This window comes from Asticcacaulis sp. AC402, from assembly GCF_000495835.1.
Lineage (GTDB): Bacteria > Pseudomonadota > Alphaproteobacteria > Caulobacterales > Caulobacteraceae > Asticcacaulis.
In genome coordinates, this window is the sequence record NZ_AWGC01000006.1 from 1 (window position 1) to 24,540 (window position 24,540).

Sequence of the window (24,540 nt, forward strand, 5' to 3'; positions counted from 1 at the left end):
CGTAAAGACCGGCGCCACATCGTTGACATTGGTGACGGTGACCGTGACGGCGCGGTCGACCGTATGAACACCATCACTGACGCGAAGGGTGACGTCATAGACATTGTTGCCGCCGGCATCAAACGGCGCTTCGAAGTTCGGTGCGGCCAGGAAGCTGAGGGCTCCCGTCGCGGCGTCTAGGCCGAACAGGGCGGCATCGGCCCCGCCGGCGATGTTGTAGGTCAGGGCTTCGTTTTCAGCATCTGTCGCCGCGGCGACGTAGCCGGTCGCCGTCAGGTTCTCGGCGACGGATACGGCCGTCCCCGAGGTAAAGACGGGCGCTATATCGTTAACATTGGTAACGGTGACCATGACGGCGCGGTCGACCGTATGAACACCATCGCTGACGCGGAGGGTGACGTCATAGACATTGTTGCTGCCGGCATCACCCGGCGCTTCGAAGTTCGGTGCGGCCAGGAAGCTGAGGGCTCCCGTCGCGGCGTCAATGCCGAACAGGGCGGCATCGGCCCCGCCGGCGATGCTGTAGGTCAGGGCGTCGTTTTCAGCATCTGTCGCCGCGGCGACGTAGCCGGTCGCCGTCAGGTTCTCGGCGACCGATACGGCTGTCCCCGAAGTAAAGACCGGCGCTACGTCATTGACATTGGTGACGGTGACCGTGACGTCCTGGGTGACGGTTTCCTCACCATCGCTGACGCTGATCCTGACGTGATAGATATTGCCGCTGGTTCCCGGCGTCTCGAAGTCCCGCGGTGAGGCGAAGCTGAGCTGTCCGGTCTGGGAATTGATGGTGAAGGCGGCGGCGTCGGCGCCACCGTCAATGGCATAGGTCAGATCGTCGCCGTCGGGATCGGAGGCCGCCGCCGTATAGCCCGTGGCGACGGTATTTTCGGGTGTGCTGACCGACCCGACCGAGGTGAATTGCGGCGCTTCATTCGACTCCTGGGTCAGGGCGACCGCCGCCACTGCGCCGACGGCAAGGGTCTGCACGCCGATGCCGAGGAAGGGGCCTTCGAGGACGCCAGCGCTGATCAAAGCGTCGCGCGCGACATTGACCTGGCCGTTGAGAACAGAGACCTGGTCGGCGGCGATCGTGACGGTACCGCCATCCTTCATCACGATCTGAACGGAGCCATCGGCGAGAAGCTCGTAGGAGTCTATGCCTTCGATCTCCGACAGGGCGACATAGTCGGTCCCCGGTTCGGTCTGGGCCTGTGCCTGGTTCAGGGCAATAATGCCGCTGATAGCGGTCAAACCCAACAGATCGCGCACGCCGCGCGTCAGCTTTTCATGCCGTCCCATGGCAATCCTCCAACCCTGTGTGTCGTTTTTTTTTGAACGCAACTGGTCTCAAGGCACATACCGTCATGCCGTATGCCGACAACGACTGTGGCCGCGACGCTTACGCGGAACTGAACCTAGAACTGTAGACAACCCTGCGGGTCTGCCGTCGAGGCAATCCCGAACGCCCTTGACTTTGGTATAATAAAAGCCACCAACCCGTAACACTGTTAGGTTCGCGCTAACGGCGGGGGGAGTCAACACCTATGGCGCGGAAATTCAAGCTGCGGGGCACGAAGGGCCTTAGCCTGAGCGGCGGGCGCTGGGATGGGGTGCTGGCACGGCCGTGCCTCTAACGATCGGAGATTCGTAGGTTTATTTTGCGCATACCTGTGAGGTCATACCGCAGTCTGGAGGTTGAGAATTGCTTGACGTAGGATGATGAGTCGCAAAAATTTCATAAAGACTAGGCCGCAGTCGAGATAATTGGATCGAGGTCCGATATTCTAAACTGCCCGCGCGTCCAGGGCATTATAGAAACAATTAGGTCGTTGTAATTTAACCGGAATTTCGCAATGTCTTATTGTGTTGTGGCTGCGGTGGAATGACTAAAATGGATGGAACGGAGACGCGTTGACGGTCTCCGCTCCGCTTCTGTTACGCCCCTGAAGGCTGAGGTGTGCCGTACCAATTGACGTTCCGGGTCAGGATCATCACCGTGGCGATGACAAGGAAGGCGCAGACCGCACCGATGAGGAGGGCGTAGTCTTCCATGCGCATCAGCGTGTAGATCATGCCATACAGAAGCGCGAACACCCCCAGCGCTGCCAGGCCGCGAAACAGGCTCTTGAACACCATGCCGGCATAGGCCGAAATCAGGCCGACCGTAGCCGCGGCAGCGGCTGCGAAGGCGGCATCGAAGCCGATGCGCTCGGCCAGGGACAACAGCAACAGGTAAAAGGTAATCTGGGCCAGGCCAATGAGGATGTATTGCGCCGGGTGCAGTTCGCGGCGGCTGGTGCTTTCGAACACGAAATAGGTGAGAAACACCAGGCCGACGAACAGCAGGGCGTATTTCAGCGACCGGCCAACATTCTGATAGGGGTTGGTGTTCTCGACGAAGGTCACCGACAATTCCGACTTGCCGAGGCTGGCCAGGTTGTCGAAACTGATGACGGCGGGCAGGCCGCGGGCAATGAAAGGCACCGACCACGACGCCTTGAAACCCGACTTCAGGTCGGTCTCGCCCTTGGTCAGGGGTGTGTCACGGCCGTGCGGAAAGGCGCGTTCGGACGGCAGGAACCCGCCGCCGAACGACGGCGTGTTCCAGTCGCCGGCGATGGTCACCCTTGACGATTTGGCATAGGCCAGGATGCCGATCTTCTGAGCGCCGGTGAAGCTCATCTCGAGGGTGATGTCGTGGGGTGTCGTGGGATCGAGGCCGGCAAGCGGCGCCGAAAACAGATCCAGGCGGGCCTGGCCCTGGTCGGTGCCGATGCTCTGGGTGCCTTCGGTCGCAGGCGCCAGGGCAAAGGTCGTCCCGTCGATCGAGGCAAGAATGTCCTTGCGGGCGCCGCGCGAATCCGAGGCCCCGGACAACAGTTGCGCCCGGCTCCAGTCCAGTGTCCCACCCTTGGGGGGCGCCACGTTTGTCAGGTCGAAATGGGCCTTGAAGGTGAGATCGGTGGTGTAGACCGGGACGCGGAACAGGGAGCGCGCGCGTACTTCGCTCTTGCTGGCCGCAACGGCCTCACCGGTGACCGGGAAGACGATCAGGTTGGTGGTCGAGGCCGGAATGAGGGTCTTGTTGCCCTGGGCGTCGGTCTCCGTCCGGGCGGGCAGGGTATGGGGCACGGAGATGACCGGACCGAGGAAGGTCTGGGGTCCGCCCATCAGTCCGCCGATTTCGGCAGCGACCTGTTCAGCGCGGTTGGTGCGGTCCATCAGCAGCAGGAAGACGCATGCCGCGGGGATCGACATCAGCACGGCCAGGACGCAGACGATCAGAAGCTTGGTACCCTTGCTGCGGCTGATCATGCCGCGATGGGGTTGTGGGGTGTCGGGTGTAGTTTCGGACATGGAAAAAAGCCTTGGGAGAATAGCCTTGGGGAGGTCCCGTTGGACCCGGCGGGGCGCCGGGCGACGCGAGCATACCACGTCTTGAACATCGTTCAATATGTTTGTGAACGATGTTCAATTTTTGCGCTGTTCTGTCTTCGTGGGCGATACGAAGCAGGTAACCTTCCGGAGCGCGAGATCAGTGCGGGATAGGGATTTACGGAGTCACATTTCCGTCTAAAATTTTGTTTTCTTTGCGCAATTTATCAAAACAATGTTACACGCGTTATCGGACTGCGCCCAAAATGCGCGGCTGGCGTCGCAAAATGAACTCGTCGTCCAGAGTGTTGCCGACCGGGAACTTGTAGTCACCGGCACGTTCGAATCCGTAAGTGGCGTAAAAAGCCTGGGCGCGGAGATTGCCGCTCCACACGCCGAGCCATTGCGGCGCATCGCCGTAGGTTTCGGCCAGCCAGGTCAGGGCCGTCGTCAGCAGTTGCTTACCCAGTCCCTGGCCCTGGTGCGACATGCGGACATAGATGCGCTTTAGTTCACCATGGCAGGCCGGGTTGGCGTCGGTGTGCGGCAGGGTGGCCGGACCACAGTGCAGATAGCCGGCGGTCTCACCTTTGTCATCGAGGACGATCCGCCAGAACTGGGCCGGATCCGCGGTTTCTTCTGCAAGCTTGGCTTCGGCATAGGAGTCGGCCAGAAATGCCATCAGGTCGTGCGGCGGATAGAGGTGGCCGAAGTTCTCGCTGAAACAGTCGCGGGCCAGGGAAGACAGGATGGCGACGTGGGCCGGCGCAACGGGAACAATCTGCATGCCCCCCAAATAGCGTCTCACAAGGGCCGCGTCTATCGCAGTCCTGGCCTTGTCGAGATGAGTCATGGTCATCAAGGTTTAGTTCTATAGCGCAATCCGAAAACGGGGACGCCCGTGCAGTGGCGTCACACTTTATCGGATTGCGCTCTGGTTCGCGAGTGCGGCCCAGGCGTCGGTGAACGCTTTCGCCTTACCATAGACAATCTCCGGCGTGTCGCCGGGCTTGTAGACCGACGAACCGATGCCGAAACCGGCGGCGCCGACCTCGAGGTACTCCGTCATATTGCCGGGTTCGACCCCGCCGACGGGAAAGACCGGCATGGCCTTGGGCAGGACCGCCTTAAGCGCCTTCAGCCCCTTGGGGCCAGCCAGTTCCGCGGGGAACAGCTTCAGGGCATCGGCGCCGGCATCGACCGCCGAAAAGGCTTCGGTGGCGGTGAAGAAGGCCGGGAAGGAAATCAGGCCGAGCGATTTTGCGCGGCGGATGACGTCAGGGTTGGCGTTGGGTGAGATGCAGATTTCTCCGCCGACGGAGGCCAGGGTATCGACATCCGCGACCTTGAGTACCGTGCCGGCGCCGACGATGGCGCGCTTGCCCAGGGACTCCGCCAGGATTCGAATCGATTCGAACGGTTCCGGCGAGTTGAGCGGGACTTCCAGCACCTTGAATCCGGCCTCGACCAGCATTTCACCGACCGCCAGTGCTTCGGACGGACGCAAACCGCGAAGGATGGCGACTAGCGGCAGGGTGGCGAGGGCGTCGCGCCAGCGGGCAGCCAGTTCGGGCTTCATATCAGGCGTCCTTGCTGGGCGATGGCCCACAGGCCGGCGGCGGAGGCGTCGTCGCCATTTTGGCGGGTAACGTCGGTGAACCCGGTGTGTTTCAGGGCGCGCTCGTAGAGGCCAATCAGGGTGCCGTCGCCGATCACCGTTACCGGACGAATGCCGTGACGAATGCTTTCGGCGCGGATTTCCGATCCGATCAGCAAGCCCGAAAGATAGGACGACAGGCTTTCTGGCTTGATGTGGCCAAACAGGGCTTCGGTGCGCACTGAGAAGATCAGCGACAGGAAAGATTTGTCGTTCATCGCCCGGTCGATGCCCAGCCTGAAGGCAGCATCGTCGTCGATATCATTGTCCATCAGGTCGCCCAGGATGGAATGGCGCTTGAGGACCGAAAACATTTCGCCCGTCATGTAGGACGAGAAGCCGGTAATGCGGCCGCCCTCGACCGAGGCCCACTTGCTGTGGGTGCCGGGCAGGACGTATACGCCTTCCCCGGTCTTGTACGACACGCCGAAGATCTGGGTTTCTTCACCGCGCATGACATTGATCAGGCCCGGATGGTCGGCCTCTCCGGACAGGCCTGGCACGATTTTGACCTTCAGCTTAGCCGCCGGCGCGGCGACCAGGCCCTTGACGACATCGTCGAGACCGGCCGGGCAGGCGACGTAAGGCGCTTCGCGCCACCCCTGGCGCGAGCCAACCATGCCCGACAGCAGGATCGGCAGGTCCGGACGGGCGAAGTCTTCCTTCATCACCGAGGTCAGGGCCTGTTCGAAGGTGAGAACCCCCAGGTTCTTCAGGCCGATATTGGCGGTGTGGCGGGCGATGATTTCGCCATCGGCCGAGAACAGGAACAGACGGAAATTGGTCGTGCCCCAGTCGGCAGCAAGCAGGGCGGGCGGTTCGGCGGACATGATGGATTCTCTTTTCAGTGACGGGCCGGGTTTACCCCTTGAACTTCTGCGGTTCAAGGCCGGTATGGCCGCGCAAGCTTTCACTTGGGATTTCGAACAATGTCCCGGCTTCACGGTCGTCGGGCAGATCTATGGCCGCCGAGGTGACGAACAGGCGGTTCAGGTCGTTGCCGGCAAAAGCCATCGAGGTGATCTGTTTGGCCGGCAGGTCGATATGGAAGTCCGGGGTGGCGTCCATTTTGAAACGGGTGATGCGCGCAGCACCCCAGTGGGCGATCCAAAGACCGCCCTGGGCGTCCATGGTCATGCCGTCAGGATAGCCCCAGTCTTCCGGGAAGGTCAGCCATGGCCGCTTGCCAGCCAGTTCGCCCTCGGCGTCGATGTCGAACAGGAAGACCTGGCGCAGGTCGGTATCGGTATGAAAGACCTGACGGTGGTCGGCGCTGAAAGCCGGACCATTGGGGATGGTATAGGGGCCGTCGACATGGGTGACGGACTTGTCGGTGTTCAAGCGGTGCCAGCCACCCGACGTCCTGGTGATCGGCTTGTGCATGGAGCCGGCCCAGATGCGGCCGCGGTCATCCGCCTTGGCGTCGTTGAGGCGGTTTTCCGGCTCGTGCGGGTAAGGGTTGACGATATGGCGGACCACGAACGGATCAAGCGACAACTCGGCAAAACCGGTCATGAGCCCCGCGATAAAGCCGCCTTTTTCGCGCTCGATCACCCAGCAGACGGGGCAGTCGAAACTCCAGGTCTGTTGCCGGCCATCGAGGTACCAGGCGTTCAGCTTATGGGAGAGGATATCGACCCAGTAGACGCACTGGTCGCGGCGGGACCACAGCGGCCCTTCGCCCAAAAGCGCGCCCGGTTCCGTGCGGCGGATGATGTCCTGGGGCATAGTGTTCCCTGTTATTGTCGTGGCGTTGCTTTGCAAGGGGATCCACAGATTACACAGATTTCACAGATTAGGAGTTCTGCTGAAACCTGAGACGGTGATCACAGAGAGGGCGCGCAGCGCCGATAATCTGTGAAATCTGTGTAATCTGTGGACCTCTTAATCTACCATTCCCTGACATATCCGTCAGTTTGTACGTGAGCACCGGAGCGCAACAAGATGACGGTTTGCAGCCGCTCAGATCGCTTTCTCACCATTCCCTGACATATCCGTCAGGTCCGCGCCATGCCGGATTGCGCCAGGGCGGACAATCCTTCGACATCTCCCGAACCTTGTCTTCGTCAATTTCGACGCCCAGGCCTGGCCCCGTCAAGGCTTCGACATAGCCGTTGGCGACATCAAACACTTCCGGATTTTTCATATAGGACAGGAGGTCGTGGCCATTGGTGTTGTAATGTATGCCCAGCGACATTTCCTGGATGACATGGTTCGGCGTCGCAATCGCCAACTGCAGGCAGGCGCCGAGCGCCAGCGGCCCAAGCGGGCAGTGCGGCGCCAGGGCGACGTCGTAGGCTTCGGCCATGGCGGCGATGCGGCGCACCTCTGATATGCCGCCGGCATGGGACAGATCCGGCTGGATGATGTCGACGCAGGCGCGCTCAAGGAAGGGCTTGAACTCCCAACGGCTGTAGAGACGCTCGCCCAGGGCGATCGGGGTGGTTGTCAGCTTCGACAGTTGTTCGATGGCTTCGATGTGCTCGCTGAGCAGGGGTTCCTCGATAAACAGCGGACGGATAGGTTCCAGGGCGTGGGCCAGTTGCTTGGCCATCGGCTTGTGTATCCGGCCGTGGAAGTCGAGCCCGACGTCGAGGCCCAGGGCCTGAACCGAGGTGGCACGTTGCAGCACGTCGTCGATGACCCTGGGCGAATCGAGCCAGCCCATATCTTCCGAGGCGTTCATCTTTACGGCTGTGAAGCCCTGATCGAGACGGGCCCTGGCGGCATCGACCACATCGGAGGGGCGGTCGCCGCCGATCCAGGCATAGACCTGGACGCGGTCGCGGACCCGGCCGCCCAGCAGTTGCCATACGGGTACGCCGAGACGCCGCGCCTTCAGGTCCCACAGGGCCTGGTCAAAACCCGACAGGGCCGACATCAGCACCGGTCCGCCGCGGTAGAAGCCCAGGCGGTAGAAGACCTGCCACATGTCTTCTATGCGTTCGGGGTCATGGCCGATAAAGCGTTCGCGGATCTCGGCAAAGGTCGCTTGCGTGGCTTCGGTATGGCCTTCGAGCGAGGCTTCGCCCCAACCGACGGCGCCTTCGCAGTCTTCGATACGCACAAACAGCCAGCGCGGCGGCACGGCAAAGGTTTCGATCCTGGCAATGCGCTTGGCGGTTGCGACGGTGGAGGTGAGGGCGGGTGAAGTGTCCATAAGGTGAGTGCCTAATACTGCCAGCGCGTGAGGTCAATATATTGTATGATAATTTAGACGATTAAGAAACAGGTTTACGCCACGGCGGAGAAAATTTTCCCGATTATCTTGACGTTCGCGTAAACAAAGCGCATGTATCCGGGCGTCAAAACAAGCGCCGAAAAATGCGCCGCATGCGTGGAGGACCTACCGGATGCCGACCCCAGAGAATTCCGCCTACATTTACGACCATGTTCGCTCGCCGCGCGGCAAGGGCAAGAAGGATGGCAGCCTGCACCAGATCACCGCTCTGGACCTTTCGGCCCAGGTTCTGGCCGGGCTTCGCGACCGTAACAGCCTGGACACCGCTCTGGTCGACGACTGCACCTGGGGCTGCGTGACCCCCGTGGGCGAACAGGGCGGAGACATTGCCCGCGCCGCCGTTCTGGCCGCCGGCTATTCGCAACTGACGGCCGGCGCTCAGGTCAACCGCTTCTGTGCCTCGGGCCTGGAAGCCGTCAATATCGCCGCCGCCAAGGTGGTTTCGGGCGAAGCGACCATGGCCATTGGTGGTGGCGTCGAATGCATGAGCCGCATCCCCATGGGCTCCGACGGTGGCGCCTGGGCGATTGACATCGCCGCAGCGTTTCCGGCCTATTTCGTCCCGCAGGGCGTGTCCGCCGATATGATTGCCTCCAAGTGGGGCTTTTCGCGCACAGATGTTGATGCCTACGCCGTCGAATCCCACAAGCGCTCGGCCCAGTCGTGGCAGGAGGGCCGCTTCAAGAAGTCGGTCCTGGCCATCAAGGACCAGTTGGGAATCACGGCCCTGGACCACGACGAAAGCGTGCGCCCCAACACCGATATGCAGACCCTGGGCGGCCTGAACCCGTCGTTCGCCGCCTTTGGTGAAATGGCCTTCGACGCCGTCATCCAGCAGCGTTACCCCGAGGTGGAACGCGTCAACCACGTCCACACCCCGGGCAATTCGTCGTCGATCGTTGACGGCGCCGCCGCGGTCCTGGTCGGTTCCCGCCAGGCTGGCGAACTGACCGGCATCAAGCCGCGCGCCCGCATCGTCGGCACGGCTTCGATTGGCTCTGAGCCATCGATCATGCTCACCGGTCCGTCCTATGTTACGGAAAAGCTGCTCAAGAAGCTGGGAATGAAGACGACGGACATCGATCTCTACGAGCTGAATGAGGCCTTTGCCGCTGTGGTTCTGCGCTACATGCAGGCTTTGGAGATTCCGCACGACAAGATCAATGTCTGCGGCGGCGCCATCGCCATGGGCCACCCGCTGGGCGCAACCGGGGCGATGATCCTGGGCACGCTGGTGGATGAATTGGAACGGACCGGCAAGTCGACTGGCCTGGCGGTACTGTGCGTCGGCGGCGGCATGGCCACCGCTACCGTGATCGAACGCGTCTAAGAGGAAATGATACCCATGGAAAACTTCAAAACCGACCTCGACGCCGATGGCATTCTGCTCTGCACCTTCGATGTGCCCGGCAAGACGATGAATACCTTCACTAAGGGCGCCCTGGCCGATGTCGAGACCATCGCCAACCGCGCCAGGACCGAAGCCGAGATCAAGGGTGTGGTCATTACCTCGGGCAAGACGACCGGCTTTTGCGCCGGCGCCGACCTGGAAGAACTATTCGGCGGCGGCTGGGAGGTTTCAGGGACGGGTGAACAGGCTCTGAAGCAAACGTTCGACCTGGCCTTTGAGATGAACCGCATCTACCGCCTGCTCGAAACCTGCGGCAAGCCGGTGGCCGTGGCGATTAACGGCCTGGCGCTGGGTGGCGGCCTGGAACTGTCCATGGCCTGCCACTACCGCGTCATCGGCAATGGCCCCAAGACCCAGGTCGGCCTGCCGGAAATCAAGATCGGCATCTTCCCCGGCGGCGGCGGCTCGCAGCGCCTGCCGCGCCTGATCGGCACCCAGGCCGCCCTGCTGGCCATGTCCGAGGGCAAGTCGTTCAAGCCGCAGGAAGCCCTGGGCATGGGCATCGTCCACGAAGTGGTCGAGGCCGGCAAAGAGGTCGAGGCCGCCAAGGCGTGGATCAAGACCAAGGGTGACCCGGTCGCGCCTTGGGACAAGAAGGATTTCAAGATCCCAGGCGGTGGTCCTTACCATCCGGCCGGATCCCAGGTCTTCATCATGGGCAATGCCATGCTGCGCAAGCAGTCGTACGGCAATTATCCGGCCGTGGTGAATCTGATGCATGCCGTCTATGAAGGCCTGCAGGTTCCGTTCGATACGGCGCTGAAGATCGAAACGCGCTATTTCTCCAAGACCCTGATGACGCCGCAGGCCAAGGCCATGATGCGGACCTTCTTCTTCTCGATGCAGGCCATCGGCAAGGGCTCCGGCCGGCCGGAAGGCTATGCGAAAACCGAATTCACGCAGGTTGCCGTTCTGGGCGCCGGCATGATGGGGGCGGGTATCGCCTACGTCCAGGCGATGGCCGGCATCAAGACCGTCCTGATTGACCGCGACCAGGAGTCGGCCGACAAGGGCAAGGCGCACTGCGCGGACCTGATCAAGAAGCAGGTCACGCGCGGCAAGCTGACGCCGGAAGCCGGCCAGGCGACACTCGACCTGATCACGGCGACGCCCGACTACAGCCTGATTGCCGGTTCCGACCTGGTCGTCGAGGCTGTGTTCGAAAGCAGCGACCTGAAGGCGACGGTCACCAAGGCCGCCGAAGCCCATCTGGCCGAGACGGCCGTCTTCGGTTCCAACACGTCGACCATTCCGATCAGCGACCTCGCCAAGGCGTCGGCGCGGCCGAAGAACTATATCGGCATTCACTTCTTCTCGCCGGTCGACAAGATGATGCTGGTCGAAATCATTATGGGCAAGGAGACCTCGGACGAGACCCTGGCCAAGTCCATCGACTACGTCCTGAAGATCAGGAAGACGCCGATCGTCGTCAACGATTCGCGCTACTTCTTCGCCAACCGCTGCTTTATTCCGTTCACCGCCGAAGGCCTGCACCTGTGGGCCGAGGGCTACAGCCCGGCCATCATCGACAATGCCGGCCGTATGACCGGCATGCCGCGCGGGCCGCTGGAAATGATGGACGACGTCGCGCTGGACCTGCTGGTCAAGATCACGTCGGAAACGGCCAAGGCCGAGGGTGATGCCTATGTGCCCATCCCCGGTGAAAAGGAAGTCGCCGCCATGGTCGCCGACGGTCGCCTGGGCCGCAAGAGCAACAAGGGCTTCTACGACTATCCGGCCGAGAAAACGGCGACCAAGACCCTGTGGCCTGGCCTGGCCGACAAGTTCCAGCCAACCATACTGGAAGCCGATCCGGCGCTGGTCGAAGAACTGAAGAAGCGCATGCTGTACGTCCAGGCGGTGACCGCTGCGCGTTGTTTCGAGGACGGCGTCATCACAGATCCGCGCGAAGCCGATGTCGGTTCGATCCTCGGCTGGGGCTTTGCGCCGTGGTCGGGCGGGATCGTATCGCTGATCGACTCGATCGGCGTGGCGACCTTTGTGGCCGAACTGGACCGCATGACCGCGGCCTATGGCGACCGCTTTGCCCCGCCGCAATTGCTGCGCGACATGGCGGCCAAGGGCGAGACCTTCTACGGCCGTTTTGGCAAGACAAAGGTCGAGAAAGCGGCTTAAAAACGGGAGCGAAACTCGGCAAAACTTAAATCCACAGATTGCACAGATTTCACAGATTGCGGTGTCGCACCTGCCTTGCAGGTAACCAGCGCGAAGCTTTAATCTGAAATCTGCGCAATCTGTAGAGCCACGTTTCTCCACGTGCCTTCCGCGCGCATCTGAGTTAAGCTAAGCGAAGATGCGCGCAGCAGAGGATCGCCCATGGATCGCCGTTCCCTTCTCGGGCTGACCGCCGCCGTGCTGGGAGCCGGCCCCTCCGCGGCGCGTGCTCAGGCCCAAACGAATGCCCAGGCCAGCGCGCAGGAAGGCCTGCCGACCCAGGCTTCGATGACCCTGAAGCCGGCCTTGCCGATGCAGGACATCTGGCCGGGGGCGGCGCCGGGTGGTGAGAAAGTCACGGTCACGCAAAGCGTCGTCCTGCGCAAGCCCGGCGGCGATCCGAACGATACGGCTTTTTACAACATCACCAAACCCTGGCTGTCGATGCGGCGGCCCGACAAGCCCAACGGTGGTGCGGTCCTGCTTATGCCTGGCGGCGGCTATGTCCGGATTGCCGTCTCGAAGGCTGGCGGGGAGATCGATTCCTGGCTGGCCGGTCTGGGCTATACCGTTTTCACCATGACCTACCGCCTGCCGGCCGATGGCTGGGCCGCCGGGCCGGATGTCGCGTTGCAGGACGCCCAGCGCGCCATTCGGCTGATCCGGTCGCAGGCTGCCCAGTTCGGGCTCGACCCCAGCCGTGTGGCGATTATGGGCTTTTCCGCCGGCGGCCATGTCGCGGGCCTGCTGGCAACGCGCTTTGCCGAACAGAGCTACGTCCCGATCGATGCGGCCGACCGGTTGTCCGCCAAGCCGGCGGCCGCGGCTCTGATGTACCCGGTCATCACTATGGGCGAGCACGCCCATAAAGGCTCGCGGAAACAGATGTTCGGCGACAACCCAACCGCGGCGCAGATTGATCATTCATCGCTGGAAAAACATGTGCCGGCGGATGGCGTGCCGTGCTTTATCGGTGGCACGACCGACGATCCGTCCGTCCCGGCGCAGAACGGGATACTGATGTACCAGGCCCTAAAGGCGGCCAGGGTGCCGGCGGAACTGCACCTGTGGGAAGGCAACACCCATGGCTTCCCGTTGCGTGGCAAGGACGGCCAGCTTCTGCCGTGGGGACAGGAGGCTTTGGTGTTCCTGCAACGGCATGGCCTCGATGCATGATCAGCGGGTCTGACGATTTCAGATAGGTCTTATCGCTTGAAACCAAATCCGTTTCACGGTTCAAGCGAGGCAGGAGACCTGCCATGAAAGACATCACCCGCCTGACCTCGGCCACCCTGGGCCGCGCCAACAGCCGCCGCGCCGTCAATACCGGCGTCGAACGCGGCTCGACGGTGTTGTTCGAAAATGCTGAGATGCTCTATAACGACGACGTTCGTCCAACCTATGGCACCGACGGACTGTCGACCCAGGACGAATTGCGCCGGCTGCTTATAGATCTGGAAGGCGCTTGCGACAGTTTTATCCTGCCCAGCGGTCTGGCCGCCCTGACCGTGCCGATCTTCGCCTTCCTCCAGGCTGGCGATGAGATACTGGTAGTCAATTCCTGCTATGCTCCAGTGCGGCGTTTCGTTGAGACTCAGCTCAAGCGCTACGGCGTTGTGGCGCGCTATTACGAAGCGCGCCTGACGCCGGCCGAGGTCCTGGCCCTGGCGACGCCGTCGACCAAGATGATTTACGTCGAAAGTCCTGGCTCACTGACCTTCGACATGCAGGATATCCCTGGCATCGCGGCCCTGGCCAGGGCGCGCGGGATATTGACCCTGTGTGACAATACCTACGGCAGCGGTGTCCTGTTCAAGCCCCTGGCCCATGGCGTCGATCTCAGCATGCAGGCACTGACCAAGTATGTCGGCGGTCACAGCGACGTCTTGATCGGTTCGATCAGCGTTGCCGACAAAAACCTGGCGGCAACGCTTTACAAGACGATCAAGGCGTTTGGCTTCTTCACATCGGCGGACGAAAGCTACCTGGCGACGCGGGGTCTTCGCACCTTGCACCTGCGGCTGAAACAGAGTGGTGACAGTGCGCTGAAGATCGCGCGCTGGCTGGAGGGGCGGCCGGAAGTGCTGCGCGTGGTTCATCCTGGTTTGGCATCGCATCCCGACCACGACATGTTTGCCCGCGACTTTAGCGGCTCAAACGGCCTGTTCATGGTGCTGTTCAAGGGGGCCAAAGACGGGAACAATGAGCGCCAGTCCCAGGCCTTCCTGAACAGACTCAAGCTGTTCGGTCTTGGTTTCAGTTGGGGTGGTTTTGAGAGCCTGGCGGTCAATTGCGAACCGCAGGTCCGCGGCCGGCCGAAACTGAGTGACGAGCCCGATCCTTACCTGGCGGGATCGTCGATACGGTTCTATGTTGGTCTGGAGGACGCCGAAGACCTGATTGCCGATATCGAGCAGGCTCTGAAGGTGTTTGCCTGAAGAAGGCGGCCCAGCGTCAGAGACGACTTCGGACCTTCGCAATGCCCGTCGGCATGGGCCTGCCAGTCTAAACCAGACCACAGGTCTTGGGCGCAAAGGCCTTAAATGCGGTTGTAAATTCCTGCTGCAGCCGTGAAACGAGCTCTGCTACCGGCAGCACCTCGTGAATTGAACCGACACCCTGGCCGGCGGACCAGATGGTCTTCCATGCCTTGGCTTCTGGGTCCAGTTCCTCTGCCATGTCGATCTTGTGGTGCGGATCCTTGGCAGCAGCGGGGTCGAGGCCGTTGGCGATCAGGGACGGTGTCAGGAAGTTGGCATTGATGCCGGAAATGGCGTCGGTATAGGTGATGTCCTTGGCGGTTGTGTCGATGAGCATCTGCTTGTAGCCGGCATCGGCCTCGGCTTCGGTGGTGGCGATAAACCGCGTCCCCATGTAGCCCAGGTCGGCGCCGGCCATAAGGGCGCCGGCTACGTCCTGGCCGGTCGACAAGGCGCCCGACAGGATGATGGTACCGTTGAAGAACTGGCGGATTTCGTTGAGCAGGGCGAACGGGTGCTGGTTGCCGGCATGGCCGCCGGCCCCGGCCGAGACCAGGATAAGGCCATCGACCCCGGCTTCCATGGCCTTGCGGGCGTGGCGGGCATTGATGATGTCATGAAAAACCGCGCCACCGTAGCTGTGCACGGCATCGACCACATCCTTCACAGCCCCCAGCGAGGTGATGACAAGAGGCACCTTGTGCTTGACCGTTACCTGCATGTCAGCCAGCAGACGCGAGTTGGTCGGGTGGACGATCATATTGACGCCAAACGCCGCATCGTCGGGCCCCAGCGCAGCCTCGATGGTGTTCAGCCAGTCCTCGTAGCCTTCGGTGGTCCGCTGGTTCAGGGCCGGAAAGCTTCCGATCATGCCGGATTTGCAGGTGGCGATCACCAGCTCCGGGCCAGACACCAGGAACATGGGCGCGGCAATGGCGGGAAAACGCAGGTTACGGGTGAGGGCGGCGGGGATCATGCGGCGTTCCTTTTTTCTTAACTTAGCCAGAAATTGACGTGAACGTAAAGGCAAATTTCATGATCATACACGCCCCCTTGCGCTTAAGGCCGTTGGGTATAAATAGGGACCTATGAGCCATTATACCGATAACCTGACCCAACTGGGCGGAGAGGCGCGACCGGTCGACGACCCTGCCCAGGCCGTACTGGAACGCGTGCCCAATCCGCATGCCGACGTCGACTATCTCGCGCGCTTTACCGTGCCGGAGTTTACGTCACTGTGCCCGGTTACCGGTCAGCCGGACTTTGCCCACCTGGTTATCGACTATGTGCCGGGCGCGTGGCTGGTCGAGTCCAAGTCGCTGAAACTGTTTCTGACGAGTTTTCGCAACCATGGCGCCTTCCACGAAGACTGCACGATGCACATCGCCAAGCGTCTGCGCGACCTTCTCGACCCGCGCTGGCTGCGTATCGGCGGCTTCTGGTATCCTCGCGGCGGTATTCCGATCGATGTATTCTGGCAAACAGCCGAACCGCCGAAGGGCGTGCTGATTCCCGACTTCGGCGTCGCCACCTATCGGGGGCGCGGATGATCAATCTGTGGCGGACCATGGCGGCGCGGACCGCCGTTGCCTTTCTGGTTCCGCCGCTGGCCAACGGCCTCGTTGCCGGCGTCCTGGTGTACACGACCGGCGGCGAGGCGCTTGAAATCACCGGCCCGTTCGGCCTTATCGGCGGCTACGGCCATCTCATCCTGGCGCCGTACTGGCTGATCGCGGAGATGTGGGGCCTGTGGAGAAAGCAGTTTCTGCCGATGCGTAGTTACCTGGCTTTTGTCGTTACCTTCTACGCGGTCTACGGACCCGTATTGGTTTTCAGCCCTTTGCCCGAGTGGCCAGGCCTGATGGTGGCCTATGCGGCGGGCAGCGTGGCGGCCGCCCTGGCAGCGTGGTACGTCACTTGGTCGTGGTTGAAGTCGTTGGCAGCCCGCGTGGCGCGACGCGACGCGAGCATGACGGACGCGTTTTGATTTTAAGAGCGGCCGACTAATCTCCCGCCGTCCAATAGCTTATGCGCTCATTAAAGTTCGGTCGATCGCGCTCCAGCGGCGCTTCCGATGGCGTGCCGAGATAAATGAAACCGGCGACATTTTCATGTTCCGCCAAACCGAGAAGTGCCTTGGCTACGGCATCGTAGCTGTACCAGTCGGTGATCCAGTTGGCGCCGTAGCCCAGGGCGCCGGCGGCGATCAGCAGGGTCTGGCACACGGCGGCTGCCGAGAGTTGTTGTTCCCAGAGCGGAATTTTGTGCGGCTGGAGCGGTGAGGAGACGACCAGCAGGGCTTCTGGCGGGATTGCCAACTTCTGCAACGCCGCCAGGGCCTTGGCCGGTTCCGGCTGGGAAACGGCGAGGGGTTTGAGCTTTTCGACCAGTGCCGTTTTGCTTTGTGGTGTAAAGCGCACAAGGCGCCAGGGGCCGATCTTGCCGTGATCGGGAACGCGCAAGCCGAGGCGGATCAGGAGGTCCATTTCCTCAGGGGACGGTCCAGGGGCGCGCAGGGTCGGCGCCGAGGCACTGCGGCGAAAGAACAGGGCTTCCAGCATGTCTGCAGAGGGTTTCTGCGGCAGGGGCTGGCCGAATTCCGGCGCGGGCGTGTCGAAGAGGGCCAGAGAGCGGTCGCTTAGGGGCATGGAAAGTCCTTGCTGAGTCTGTCTGCGACTATATAGGTTTGGAACCGCGAATGAACGCGAATGAACGCGAATATTTTTGCTGAAGTGACGATTTTTCGACTGACCTTCGCGAAAGCCACGTCTCGTTGTTTGCGTTCATTCGCGTTCATTCGCGGTTTCCATCTTTCTGAAAGCTCGTCATGACCGAACTTCTCCCGCCGTGGGACGATGAAGCTGCCGCCGCCAAGCGGGCGAACTGGAAAAGCCTGCGGCACCAGGTGGTGTTTGAAAATCCGTGGCTCCGTATCGAAAGCCACGATGTCATCGCGCCGACCGGCCGCGAATGCCACTACGGCCTGGTTCGCTTCGCCAACCGCGCCGTCGGGGTCCTGCCTTTGTTCGACGACGGCACGGTGGCCCTGGTCGGTCAGGCGCGGTTTGCGCTCGGCACCTTTAGCTGGGAAATGCCGGAAGGCGGCGTGCCGGCAGGGGAGGATACACTCGATGGCGCCAAGCGTGAACTGCGCGAGGAGACCGGATATACCGCCGACCACTGGCAGGAAATCCTGCGCTTCGATATGTCCAATTCGGTAACCGATGAGGTTGCAGTGCTGTATCTGGCGACCGGACTTAAACCCGGCGAAACCGAACCGGACGAGACCGAAAACCTGGTCGCGGCGCGAGTTCCCTTTTCGCAACTGCTCAAAGCTGTTATTATGGGCCAGGTTCGCGACGGGTTAACCGTTGCAAGTGTATTACGGGTCCACCATATGGCGGTCAGCGGTGAGTTGCCGGCGCATCTGGCGGAAGCTGTTCTGAAGTAGGATAACATGGCTCAGGTTTTCGAAGTCATCACGCCGGACGACAAGCCGATCTGGCTCAACCTGCGCCAGGAAGCCCAGGATACCCTGGCGGCCGAACCGGCCCTGGCGTCCCTGCTGCATTCGACCATCCTGTCGCATGATGACCTTGCGTCCAGTCTGTCCTATCACATTGCCCGCAAGATGGCCGACGACACCCTTCGCGGCATGACCCTGCGTGAACTGGCGCAGAGGGCCTATGCCGCCGATCCATCCCTGGTCGTGGCCGCCATGGCCGACCTGCAGGCGGTTTATGAGCGCGACCCGGCGGCCAAGGGCTACCTCCAGGCCTTCATGTTCTTTAAGGGCTTCCTCAGTCTGCAAATCTACCGTGTGTCGCACTGGCTGTGGAACCAGGGGCGATCGACGATGGCGCACTTCCTGCAAAGCCGGGTGTCGGAGCTCTTCCAGATCGATATCAACCCGGCCGCCCGCATCGGCAAGGGCGTCTTCCTCGACCATGGCACCGGCATCGTGATCGGCGAAACGGCGGTGGTCGGCGATGATTGCTCCATCCTCCAGGGCGTGACCCTGGGCGGGACTGGCGCGGAACGTGGCGACCGTCACCCCAAGATCGGCCGCGGTGTCCTTTTGGGCGCCGGCGCCAATGTGCTGGGCAATATTACCGTCGGTGATTATGCCAAGATCGCCTCGGGTTCGGTGGTCTTAAAGCCCGTGCCGGCGCATTGCACGGCGGCGGGCGTGCCGGCCAGGCTGGTCAACTGCAAGACTTGCGAAGATCCGGCCCGTCAGATGGACCACACCATGCCGGATATCGATTACGACTATTCGATCTGAGGCCAACCGGTTCGTGTCCGTGAGTCGACACCCGCCTTGTGGATAAGCGCGATAAGCATTTGCCCGTTAAGGCGTTGAACGCTAAGGCTCCTGTCACAGAAAAGTTTATCCCCGCCCAGGGGAATTTGTGGTTTAGTCGCCCGATAAGCCGGGGGCGGACCAGGACAAGACCTCCGGGCCATCATGAGAGCCACACCACATGACCCCTGCTGAAATCACCAAGGTACAGGACTATCTCACACGGACGTTCGGAACCAACGGCCTCGAAATCAAGCCGCGCAAGCAGAAGGATTCGGCCGAGGTCTTCATTGGCGAAGAGTTTGTCGGCGTGGTCTATGTCGACGAAGACGAGGCCGGGTCTTACCTCTTCGAAATGGCCATCCTTAAGGAAGACCTCTAAAATCGGTGATGCTGGCCTGCAAAGCGCCGTTTTCTGCGCTTCCGGTGCTCACGTACTGCGTTTTGAGTGGTGCTAACGCTCCGCTCTTTGAGCACGGTACGCTCCGCTCCGGTTCTCGAAACCAGCCCTTTTCGGCTCAGCCTGACCGATTTCTAAGTTTAAGAAAGCGCCGGATCATCCGGCGCTTTTTTCAACTTCCGTACATGTCAAAGTCCGCATCGACCTTTTTGCCGCGGCGTTTGCGCGTCGGCTCGACGTCGGGCGGTGGTGGCGGCGCGCCCTTGCGTTCGTAGTCAGACGCCTTATGGGCGGCACGCTCGGCCCGGCCGGTTTTCCAGCGCGTCAGTTCTTCTCCGCCGGCGATGACAAACTCCGACAGGATCGACAGGAATTGCGGGAAGCGCGCAGCGACGAAGCCACCGATGATCGCGGTGACGGCCGCCAGGAAGGGTGAATGCACCGACATGGTCTCGATCATCTTCGACAGCGATCCCACTGGAGAGGCGGCGAAGGCTTGATCGAACATGCGTTGCTGTTTCGACCGTTTGTCGTCGGGCTGAAAGGCTTTGGCCATGAGGTAGACGGCGACTGGCAGCATGAAGGCCGCGCCTATGGCCAAAGGGCCCCAGACCGGGCCAAGCATGGCGGTGGCCCAATTGTATATGCCGAAACTGATCCAGATCAGGCCGATTATGGCCGCCGCCAGCATCAGCACATAGCCCACCAATGACTGTTTGAGGGCATCTATATGCTGCGACAAATTGAACATGCCCGGTCTCCGAAATCACGCATCCAACTCTAGACGCCGCGCTTATAAAAGGACAATAGGTTTAAGGCTCTCTTGCCGGAACGCAAAAAAGCGAGGTCGAAGGTGTTGTTTTTGAAGGCGATGTGGCATTCGCTGCGCGTAGTGGCAACCGGTTTGTTCTGGCTGATGGTGGTTATGTTCCTGCTGGCCGGGATCACCCAACTGGCCAAGGCGCCCTTGATCGGCCAGGTGACGCTTGGCTTTGTGGCGGCGGTGGTGCTGGCGCGGGTCCTTCTGGTGCCCAGGGTTCTCAAACCGCCAGTGTTCAATGTGATCGGCTGCATGGCGTTTTTCGCCTTTATTGCCGTTCTGATGATGAAGGGTATGACCGGCGTGGCGTAAGATTTTTGACCATGAACGTCACGAAGTTTGGGATTGATCTTAATTCTTCGCGCAGCGGAAACTGAAATCTGCGGACGCACTTGATGTCGAGTGCCGCCACGCGGCGGGTTCAGATCGATCCTGAAGTTCGTGATGTTCGTATCGGTTCGTGGTGAATGCCTATTCGACTTCGCTTAGGGCCGCGCGCAGGGTTTCGACGATCCGGTCGATATGCGCCTTCTCCAGGATCAGTGGCGGCGACAGGGCGATGATGTCGCCGGTCACCCGGATCATCAGGCCCTTGTCGAAACAGCGGTCGAAGACTTCCAGGGCCCGCACCGTCGCAGCCCCTGGTCGTGACGCCAGTTCGATCCCGCCGATAAGACCCAGATTGCGGATATCGATGACGTGCCTGGCGTCGCGCAGGCTATGAATCGCCTCTTCCCAATACGGTGCAAGTGACGCCGCCCGGGCAAACAGGTCGTCTTCGCGATAGACTTCCAGGGTTGCCAGGCCGGCAGCGCAGGCGAGCGGATGGCCGGAAAAGGTATAGCCGTGGAAGAACTCGATCGGTGTTTCCGACGTCTGCATAAAGCTGTCGTAGATACGCGTCGACACCGCCACAGCCCCCATAGGCACGGCAGCATTCGTGATGCCCTTGGCCAGGCACATGATGTCCGGTCTGACGCCGAAATAGTGGGAGCCAAAGGCCGTACCCAACCGGCCGAATCCGGTAATGACCTCGTCGAAAATAAGCAAAATATCGTGCTTGTCGCAAATGGCGCGCAGCCGTTCCAGATAACCCTTGGGCGGGATCAGAACACCGGTCGATCCCGCGACGGGTTCAACGATGACGGCGGCAATCGTCGAGGCATCGTGCAGCGCGACGATACGTTCCAGATTGTCGGCCAGATCGGCGCCATGCTCGGGTTGCCCCTTGGCGAACAGATTACCGTCGACGCCATGGGTATGGGGCAGGTGGTCAACGCCGGTCAACAGACTGCCGAAATACATGCGGTTGCGGACGATACCACCGACGGAAATGCCGCCGAAACCGACGCCGTGATAGCCGCGTTCACGTCCGATCAGCCGCGTCCGGGCACCTTGACCGCGCAAACGCTGATAGGCCAGGGCGATCTTCAGCGCCGTGTCGGCCGATTCCGAGCCGGAATTGGTATAGAAGACCCGCTTCAGATCGTAGGGCAGGATCTTGGCCAGTTCATGGGCGAACTGAAAGGCCAGGGGGTGCGCCATGTTGAAGTTCGGCGCGAAATCCATCTCCGCCGCCTGCTTCTGAATGGCCTGGGTGATCCGGTCGCGGCCATGGCCGGCATTGACGCACCACAGCCCCGAGGCGCTATCCAGGATCTCACGCCCTTCGCTGTCGGTGTAAAACATGCCCCTGGCCGCGGTCAGCAGCTTGGGCTTTGCCTTGAACACCTTGTTCGGCGTAAATGGCATCCAGAAATTATCAAGCACCGGAGCGTTCATGGTGGTTCTCTTTAGGGGAAATTGTACCTATATTGTGATCACATGAGCAAGAGCGATACAAGAGGCGGAACAAAGGAAATGGCGGCTGTGAACCTCGAAGGCGCCATGGGCGATGGTCTCAGTGACGCCAAGGTCCACGATCAGGTTTATGACGCCCTGGCCGACGCCCTGATCAAGGGGCAGATACCGCCGTTAAACCCGGTGTCTCTGCGTACGCTGGCAGCCAATCTCGGCGTCTCGCCCATGCCGGTCCGCGAAGCTGTTCGGCGCCTTATTGCCGAGAATGCGTTGGAATTGCAAGCGTCTAACAAGCGTTTACGGGTGCCGGACCTTACGGAAAAACGCGTTCTGCAGTTGATGAAGGCGCGCGAATGGGTCGAGCCCGAACTGGCTGCGCTGGCTACACCCCTTATGACAAGGGACGCCATCCGCCGGCTGCGCGACGACGACACCAAGCTGATGAAAGCGCTCAGCAGCGGTGATGTCGGTGGCTATATGCAGGCCAACCAGGATTTTCACTTCTGTATCTACAGCTGCGCCGACGCCGACCTCTTTTACGACATGGCGCGGACCCTGTGGCTGCAGGTCGGGCCGTTCATGCGCGTCGTCTTTGGTCGGCTGGGGACGGTTCAACTGCCCAAGGACCACCATCAGGACATGATCGCTGCTTTTGAGCGTGGCGATGCCGAGGCGGCACGGGCTTCGATGCAGGCCGACGTCCGCGAAGGCATGGCGATGATGCTGGACGTTATCCGGACACGCGCTGAACCGGAACCCAAACGCCGACGGGTGCGTTAAGCGTCAGGGTATCAGCTTGAAACTGTAGCCGACGATCGGCGACTCCGAGTCATCAGCGCCGTCGCTGCCGCCCGCTGCGCGGTACAGGCGGTTGGCGGCGGCGTTATCGATGTTGGTGAGCACCCAGGCCTCGTGGCAGCCCAATGCACGCCCCTCGGCCAGCAAAGCCTGCAACAGGGCGCTACCGTGGCCCCGTCTTTGATGGTGGTCGGCGACGGCAACCTCATTGATGAACAGCTGGGCTGGCTTATCGGGATGAACGTAATGCACACCGGAGGCGAAACCGACAATGGCAGGGCCGTCGACCGCGACCGCGATATGGTGCCGCGGATCGGCCAGGAATTCCCTTACCAGCGCAGGGTCGATAGGGTTGTCGAACAGGTCGTCGGCGACTCGCTCGAACAGGTCTTCGTCGCCTTGTCGCAAAATCTTGATCTTCATCCCACTGTCCATAATCCCGAAAACGGCGCAAACAGCCCTAACATGATGGTGATGACAGGAAAACCGCGCCGATGCGGCTTGACTTTGCTGCGGCTGGCGGTGTGTAAATTGTGATCACAAGCCAAGGATTTCGCCATGCCCGTTTCCGCTCCGCAAACCCCTGCTGATTCGCTCGACGGTGTGCTGGCGGCCGTTGCGGCCATCGCCAAGCCGGATAAGGCGTTGATCGAAGGGCAGGACGTGGCCTCGGCGTCGGGGCGGACCTTTGACAACCGGTCGTCAAGTGACGGCACACTGATCAACCGAATCGCCGCCTGCGACAGCCGTGATGTCGACCGCGCCGTCGTGTCGGCGCGCAAAGCCTTCGAGGACGGCCGCTGGCGCAAACTGGCGCCGAAGGCGAAAAAAAAGATCCTCCATCGCCTGGCCGACCTGATGGCCGAGCATGCCGAAAATCTGGCTCTGTTGGAAAGTCTCGACACCGGAAAGCCGATCACAGACGCCCGCAATGTCGACATCCCCCTGGCCATCCAGAGCACGCGCTACTATGCCGAGGCGATCGATAAGGTCTATGGTGAGGTCGCACCGACCCCGGCCGACCGTCTATCCTACGTTGTCCATGAACCGTTGGGCGTCGTCGCCGCCATCGTGCCGTGGAACTTTCCGTTGCACATGGCGATGTGGAAGGTCGCGCCCGCCCTGGCCATGGGCAACAGCGTGGTGCTGAAGCCGGCCGAACTTTCGACCATGACGGCGTTGTACACCGCGCAACTGGCGCTGGAGGCCGGCGTTCCCCCCGGTGTGTGGAACGTCGTGACGGGGTTGGGCCACGAAGCCGGTCAGGCCCTGGCCCTGCACATGGACGTCGACATGATTACCTTTACTGGCTCGGGACCGGTGGGGCGGACCCTGATGCGCGCTTCTGCCGACAGTAACCTGAAGCGCGTCTCGCTGGAACTGGGCGGCAAGTCGCCCCAGATCGTCTTTGCCGATTGCGACGACCTCGATGCGGCTGCGTCGAATGCCGCCTGGGGCGTTTTCTACAATCAGGGCCAGGTATGCACGGCGGCGTCGCGCCTGCTGGTCGAGGAGAGCATCAAGGACGCCTTTGTCGCCAAGGTCGCGGCCGTCGCCAAGTCGATCCGGGTCGGCGATCCGTTCGACCCGAAGACACAGTTCGGCGCCATGATCTCGTCGCGCCAGATGCATACGGCATTGGAGTATATCGAACGCGGCCAGGCCGAAGGCGGGCGGTTGCTGATGGGCGGACAGCAGATTCATGCCGACAGCGGTGGCTTCTATGTTGAACCGGCCCTTTTGGACGCCATCACGCCGGCCAATGTCCTGGCCCAGGAAGAGGTGTTCGGGCCGGTTCTGTCGGTACTCACCTTCAAGGACGAGGCCGAAGCCTATAAAATCGCCAATGACACCATCTACGGTCTCGCTTCCGGAGTATGGACGGCCAATATAAACAAGGCGATGCGGGCGGCGGCAGCCTTGAAGTCCGGGCTGGTCTGGGTCAATGGCTGGGATGCCTGCGACATCACTTCGCCGTTCGGCGGTGTGAAGCAGTCGGGCTTCGGCCGCGACCGGTCGCTGCACGCGCTGTACAAATATGCCGACCTCAAGGCGGTCAGCATCAGCTTCAAGGCCTGAC

General features: G+C 61.3%; 24 protein-coding genes. 12 read left to right on the forward strand and 12 right to left on the reverse strand.

The window, feature by feature from the left end; all coding sequences use genetic code 11:
• The 7 genes from ABAC402_RS0119720 to dgoD form a co-directional block, all read right to left on the reverse strand.
• The coding region (locus ABAC402_RS0119720) for a cadherin domain-containing protein (RefSeq protein ID WP_031235122.1) at positions 1-1,299 on the reverse strand (1,299 nt) is incomplete at its 3' end.
• Positions 1,300-1,935: 636 nt separating this feature from the next.
• Positions 1,936-3,357 (reverse strand): cell envelope integrity protein CreD, encoded by a 1,422-nt coding sequence (gene creD, locus ABAC402_RS23535; protein WP_040409796.1) that lies wholly within the window; start codon positions 3,355-3,357, stop codon positions 1,936-1,938.
• Positions 3,358-3,622: 265 nt separating this feature from the next.
• Entirely contained in the window at positions 3,623-4,162 is a 540-nt protein-coding gene (locus ABAC402_RS23540; protein ID WP_023448109.1) for a GNAT family N-acetyltransferase, read from the reverse strand.
• Positions 4,163-4,294: 132 nt separating this feature from the next.
• Positions 4,295-4,954, reverse strand: coding sequence for a 2-dehydro-3-deoxy-6-phosphogalactonate aldolase (locus ABAC402_RS23545; protein WP_023448110.1), 660 nt, complete (start codon positions 4,952-4,954; stop codon positions 4,295-4,297).
• Positions 4,951-5,862 (reverse strand): 2-dehydro-3-deoxygalactonokinase, encoded by a 912-nt coding sequence (locus tag ABAC402_RS23550; protein WP_023448111.1) that lies wholly within the window; start codon positions 5,860-5,862, stop codon positions 4,951-4,953. Before ABAC402_RS23550 ends, ABAC402_RS23545 begins: the two co-directional genes overlap by 4 nt.
• 31 nt (positions 5,863-5,893) lie before the next feature.
• Positions 5,894-6,760, reverse strand: a complete 867-nt coding sequence (locus tag ABAC402_RS23555; RefSeq protein ID WP_023448112.1) for an SMP-30/gluconolactonase/LRE family protein — start codon at positions 6,758-6,760, stop codon at positions 5,894-5,896.
• A 247-nt stretch (positions 6,761-7,007) separates the two neighbouring features.
• Positions 7,008-8,192 (reverse strand): galactonate dehydratase, encoded by a 1,185-nt coding sequence (dgoD, locus tag ABAC402_RS23560; RefSeq protein WP_023448113.1) that lies wholly within the window; start codon positions 8,190-8,192, stop codon positions 7,008-7,010.
• Positions 8,193-8,385: 193 nt separating this feature from the next.
• Between dgoD and ABAC402_RS23565 the strand changes: the two genes are divergently transcribed.
• The 4 genes from ABAC402_RS23565 to metC all read left to right on the forward strand — a co-directional run bounded on the left by ABAC402_RS23565 (position 8,386) and on the right by metC (position 14,297).
• A complete protein-coding gene (locus ABAC402_RS23565) occupies positions 8,386-9,603 on the forward strand; it encodes an acetyl-CoA C-acetyltransferase (RefSeq protein WP_023448114.1) in 1,218 nt (405 codons plus the stop codon).
• 15 nt (positions 9,604-9,618) lie between these two features.
• The gene (locus tag ABAC402_RS23570) at positions 9,619-11,820 is read left to right on the forward strand and encodes a 3-hydroxyacyl-CoA dehydrogenase NAD-binding domain-containing protein (protein ID WP_023448115.1); all 2,202 of its coding nucleotides are present in this window, start codon (positions 9,619-9,621) and stop codon (positions 11,818-11,820) included.
• Positions 11,821-12,021: 201 nt separating this feature from the next.
• A complete protein-coding gene (locus tag ABAC402_RS23575) occupies positions 12,022-13,035 on the forward strand; it encodes an alpha/beta hydrolase (protein WP_023448116.1) in 1,014 nt (337 codons plus the stop codon).
• An 83-nt stretch (positions 13,036-13,118) separates the two neighbouring features.
• Positions 13,119-14,297: a cystathionine beta-lyase gene (gene metC / locus ABAC402_RS23580; RefSeq protein WP_023448117.1), complete on the forward strand. Its 1,179-nt coding sequence runs from the start codon at positions 13,119-13,121 to the stop codon at positions 14,295-14,297.
• A gap of 67 nt (positions 14,298-14,364) precedes the next feature.
• On the opposite strand, the gene ABAC402_RS23585 is transcribed toward metC, so the two are convergent.
• Positions 14,365-15,315: a nitronate monooxygenase family protein gene (locus ABAC402_RS23585; RefSeq protein ID WP_023448118.1), complete on the reverse strand. Its 951-nt coding sequence runs from the start codon at positions 15,313-15,315 to the stop codon at positions 14,365-14,367.
• Between the two features lie 112 nt (positions 15,316-15,427).
• On the opposite strand from ABAC402_RS23585, the gene queF reads away from it, so the two are divergent.
• On the forward strand, positions 15,428-15,889 hold the full coding sequence (gene queF / locus ABAC402_RS23590; protein ID WP_023448119.1) for a preQ(1) synthase: 462 nt from the start codon (positions 15,428-15,430) through the stop codon (positions 15,887-15,889).
• A complete protein-coding gene (locus ABAC402_RS23595) occupies positions 15,886-16,326 on the forward strand; it encodes a hypothetical protein (protein ID WP_023448120.1) in 441 nt (146 codons plus the stop codon). Before queF ends, ABAC402_RS23595 begins: the two co-directional genes overlap by 4 nt.
• Positions 16,327-16,342: 16 nt before the next feature.
• Here ABAC402_RS23595 and ABAC402_RS23600 read toward each other — a convergent pair whose 3' ends face one another.
• A complete protein-coding gene (locus ABAC402_RS23600; protein WP_023448121.1) occupies positions 16,343-16,987 on the reverse strand; it encodes a nitroreductase in 645 nt (214 codons plus the stop codon).
• A 179-nt stretch (positions 16,988-17,166) separates the two neighbouring features.
• Between ABAC402_RS23600 and ABAC402_RS23605 the strand changes: the two genes are divergently transcribed.
• The 3 genes from ABAC402_RS23605 to ABAC402_RS23615 all read left to right on the forward strand — a co-directional run bounded on the left by ABAC402_RS23605 (position 17,167) and on the right by ABAC402_RS23615 (position 19,024).
• Positions 17,167-17,790, forward strand: a complete 624-nt coding sequence (locus tag ABAC402_RS23605; RefSeq protein ID WP_023448122.1) for an NUDIX hydrolase — start codon at positions 17,167-17,169, stop codon at positions 17,788-17,790.
• A 6-nt stretch (positions 17,791-17,796) separates the two neighbouring features.
• Positions 17,797-18,624, forward strand: coding sequence for a serine O-acetyltransferase (gene cysE / locus ABAC402_RS23610; RefSeq protein ID WP_023448123.1), 828 nt, complete (start codon positions 17,797-17,799; stop codon positions 18,622-18,624).
• A gap of 199 nt (positions 18,625-18,823) precedes the next feature.
• Positions 18,824-19,024, forward strand: a complete 201-nt coding sequence (locus ABAC402_RS23615; protein ID WP_023448124.1) for a DUF3126 family protein — start codon at positions 18,824-18,826, stop codon at positions 19,022-19,024.
• A 190-nt stretch (positions 19,025-19,214) separates the two neighbouring features.
• Here the strand turns inward: ABAC402_RS23615 and ABAC402_RS23620 are convergent, their stop codons facing one another.
• The gene (locus tag ABAC402_RS23620) at positions 19,215-19,793 is read right to left on the reverse strand and encodes a hypothetical protein (protein ID WP_023448125.1); all 579 of its coding nucleotides are present in this window, start codon (positions 19,791-19,793) and stop codon (positions 19,215-19,217) included.
• 102 nt (positions 19,794-19,895) lie between these two features.
• Between ABAC402_RS23620 and ABAC402_RS23625 the strand changes: the two genes are divergently transcribed.
• Positions 19,896-20,174 carry a hypothetical protein gene (locus ABAC402_RS23625; RefSeq protein WP_155847292.1) on the forward strand — a complete coding sequence of 93 codons (279 nt, stop codon included), beginning with the start codon at positions 19,896-19,898 and terminating at the stop codon, positions 20,172-20,174.
• Between the two features lie 159 nt (positions 20,175-20,333).
• On the opposite strand, the gene ABAC402_RS23630 is transcribed toward ABAC402_RS23625, so the two are convergent.
• Positions 20,334-21,644, reverse strand: coding sequence for an aspartate aminotransferase family protein (locus ABAC402_RS23630; protein WP_023448127.1), 1,311 nt, complete (start codon positions 21,642-21,644; stop codon positions 20,334-20,336).
• 78 nt (positions 21,645-21,722) lie between these two features.
• Here ABAC402_RS23630 and ABAC402_RS23635 point away from each other — a divergent pair, with 78 nt between their 5' ends.
• Entirely contained in the window at positions 21,723-22,442 is a 720-nt protein-coding gene (locus ABAC402_RS23635; protein WP_023448128.1) for a GntR family transcriptional regulator, read from the forward strand.
• A gap of 3 nt (positions 22,443-22,445) precedes the next feature.
• On the opposite strand, the gene ABAC402_RS23640 is transcribed toward ABAC402_RS23635, so the two are convergent.
• Complete coding sequence (locus ABAC402_RS23640) at positions 22,446-22,883, reverse strand: GNAT family N-acetyltransferase (RefSeq protein ID WP_023448129.1); 438 nt, start codon at positions 22,881-22,883, stop codon at positions 22,446-22,448.
• 135 nt (positions 22,884-23,018) lie between these two features.
• Between ABAC402_RS23640 and ABAC402_RS23645 the strand changes: the two genes are divergently transcribed.
• Positions 23,019-24,539, forward strand: coding sequence for an aldehyde dehydrogenase (locus ABAC402_RS23645; protein ID WP_023448130.1), 1,521 nt, complete (start codon positions 23,019-23,021; stop codon positions 24,537-24,539).
• Position 24,540: the final 1 nt, after the last annotated feature.

What these genes read in the sequence shown, in the direction of transcription:
- creD (WP_040409796.1), bottom strand. Translation starts at nt 3,357, where the DNA reads ATGTCCGAAACTACACCCGACACCCCACAACCCCATCGCGGCATGATC.
- ABAC402_RS23540 (WP_023448109.1), bottom strand. Translation starts at nt 4,162, where the DNA reads ATGCAGATTGTTCCCGTTGCGCCGGCCCACGTCGCCATCCTGTCTTCC.
- ABAC402_RS23545 (WP_023448110.1), bottom strand. Translation starts at nt 4,954, where the DNA reads ATGAAGCCCGAACTGGCTGCCCGCTGGCGCGACGCCCTCGCCACCCTG.
- ABAC402_RS23550 (WP_023448111.1), bottom strand. Translation starts at nt 5,862, where the DNA reads ATGTCCGCCGAACCGCCCGCCCTGCTTGCTGCCGACTGGGGCACGACC.
- ABAC402_RS23555 (WP_023448112.1), bottom strand. Translation starts at nt 6,760, where the DNA reads ATGCCCCAGGACATCATCCGCCGCACGGAACCGGGCGCGCTTTTGGGC.
- dgoD (WP_023448113.1), bottom strand. Translation starts at nt 8,192, where the DNA reads ATGGACACTTCACCCGCCCTCACCTCCACCGTCGCAACCGCCAAGCGC.
- ABAC402_RS23565 (WP_023448114.1), top strand. Translation starts at nt 8,386, where the DNA reads ATGCCGACCCCAGAGAATTCCGCCTACATTTACGACCATGTTCGCTCG.
- ABAC402_RS23570 (WP_023448115.1), top strand. Translation starts at nt 9,619, where the DNA reads ATGGAAAACTTCAAAACCGACCTCGACGCCGATGGCATTCTGCTCTGC.
- ABAC402_RS23575 (WP_023448116.1), top strand. Translation starts at nt 12,022, where the DNA reads ATGGATCGCCGTTCCCTTCTCGGGCTGACCGCCGCCGTGCTGGGAGCC.
- metC (WP_023448117.1), top strand. Translation starts at nt 13,119, where the DNA reads ATGAAAGACATCACCCGCCTGACCTCGGCCACCCTGGGCCGCGCCAAC.
- ABAC402_RS23585 (WP_023448118.1), bottom strand. Translation starts at nt 15,315, where the DNA reads ATGATCCCCGCCGCCCTCACCCGTAACCTGCGTTTTCCCGCCATTGCC.
- queF (WP_023448119.1), top strand. Translation starts at nt 15,428, where the DNA reads ATGAGCCATTATACCGATAACCTGACCCAACTGGGCGGAGAGGCGCGA.
- ABAC402_RS23595 (WP_023448120.1), top strand. Translation starts at nt 15,886, where the DNA reads ATGATCAATCTGTGGCGGACCATGGCGGCGCGGACCGCCGTTGCCTTT.
- ABAC402_RS23600 (WP_023448121.1), bottom strand. Translation starts at nt 16,987, where the DNA reads ATGCCCCTAAGCGACCGCTCTCTGGCCCTCTTCGACACGCCCGCGCCG.
- ABAC402_RS23605 (WP_023448122.1), top strand. Translation starts at nt 17,167, where the DNA reads ATGACCGAACTTCTCCCGCCGTGGGACGATGAAGCTGCCGCCGCCAAG.
- cysE (WP_023448123.1), top strand. Translation starts at nt 17,797, where the DNA reads ATGGCTCAGGTTTTCGAAGTCATCACGCCGGACGACAAGCCGATCTGG.
- ABAC402_RS23615 (WP_023448124.1), top strand. Translation starts at nt 18,824, where the DNA reads ATGACCCCTGCTGAAATCACCAAGGTACAGGACTATCTCACACGGACG.
- ABAC402_RS23620 (WP_023448125.1), bottom strand. Translation starts at nt 19,793, where the DNA reads ATGTTCAATTTGTCGCAGCATATAGATGCCCTCAAACAGTCATTGGTG.
- ABAC402_RS23630 (WP_023448127.1), bottom strand. Translation starts at nt 21,644, where the DNA reads ATGAACGCTCCGGTGCTTGATAATTTCTGGATGCCATTTACGCCGAAC.
- ABAC402_RS23635 (WP_023448128.1), top strand. Translation starts at nt 21,723, where the DNA reads ATGGCGGCTGTGAACCTCGAAGGCGCCATGGGCGATGGTCTCAGTGAC.
- ABAC402_RS23640 (WP_023448129.1), bottom strand. Translation starts at nt 22,883, where the DNA reads ATGAAGATCAAGATTTTGCGACAAGGCGACGAAGACCTGTTCGAGCGA.
- ABAC402_RS23645 (WP_023448130.1), top strand. Translation starts at nt 23,019, where the DNA reads ATGCCCGTTTCCGCTCCGCAAACCCCTGCTGATTCGCTCGACGGTGTG.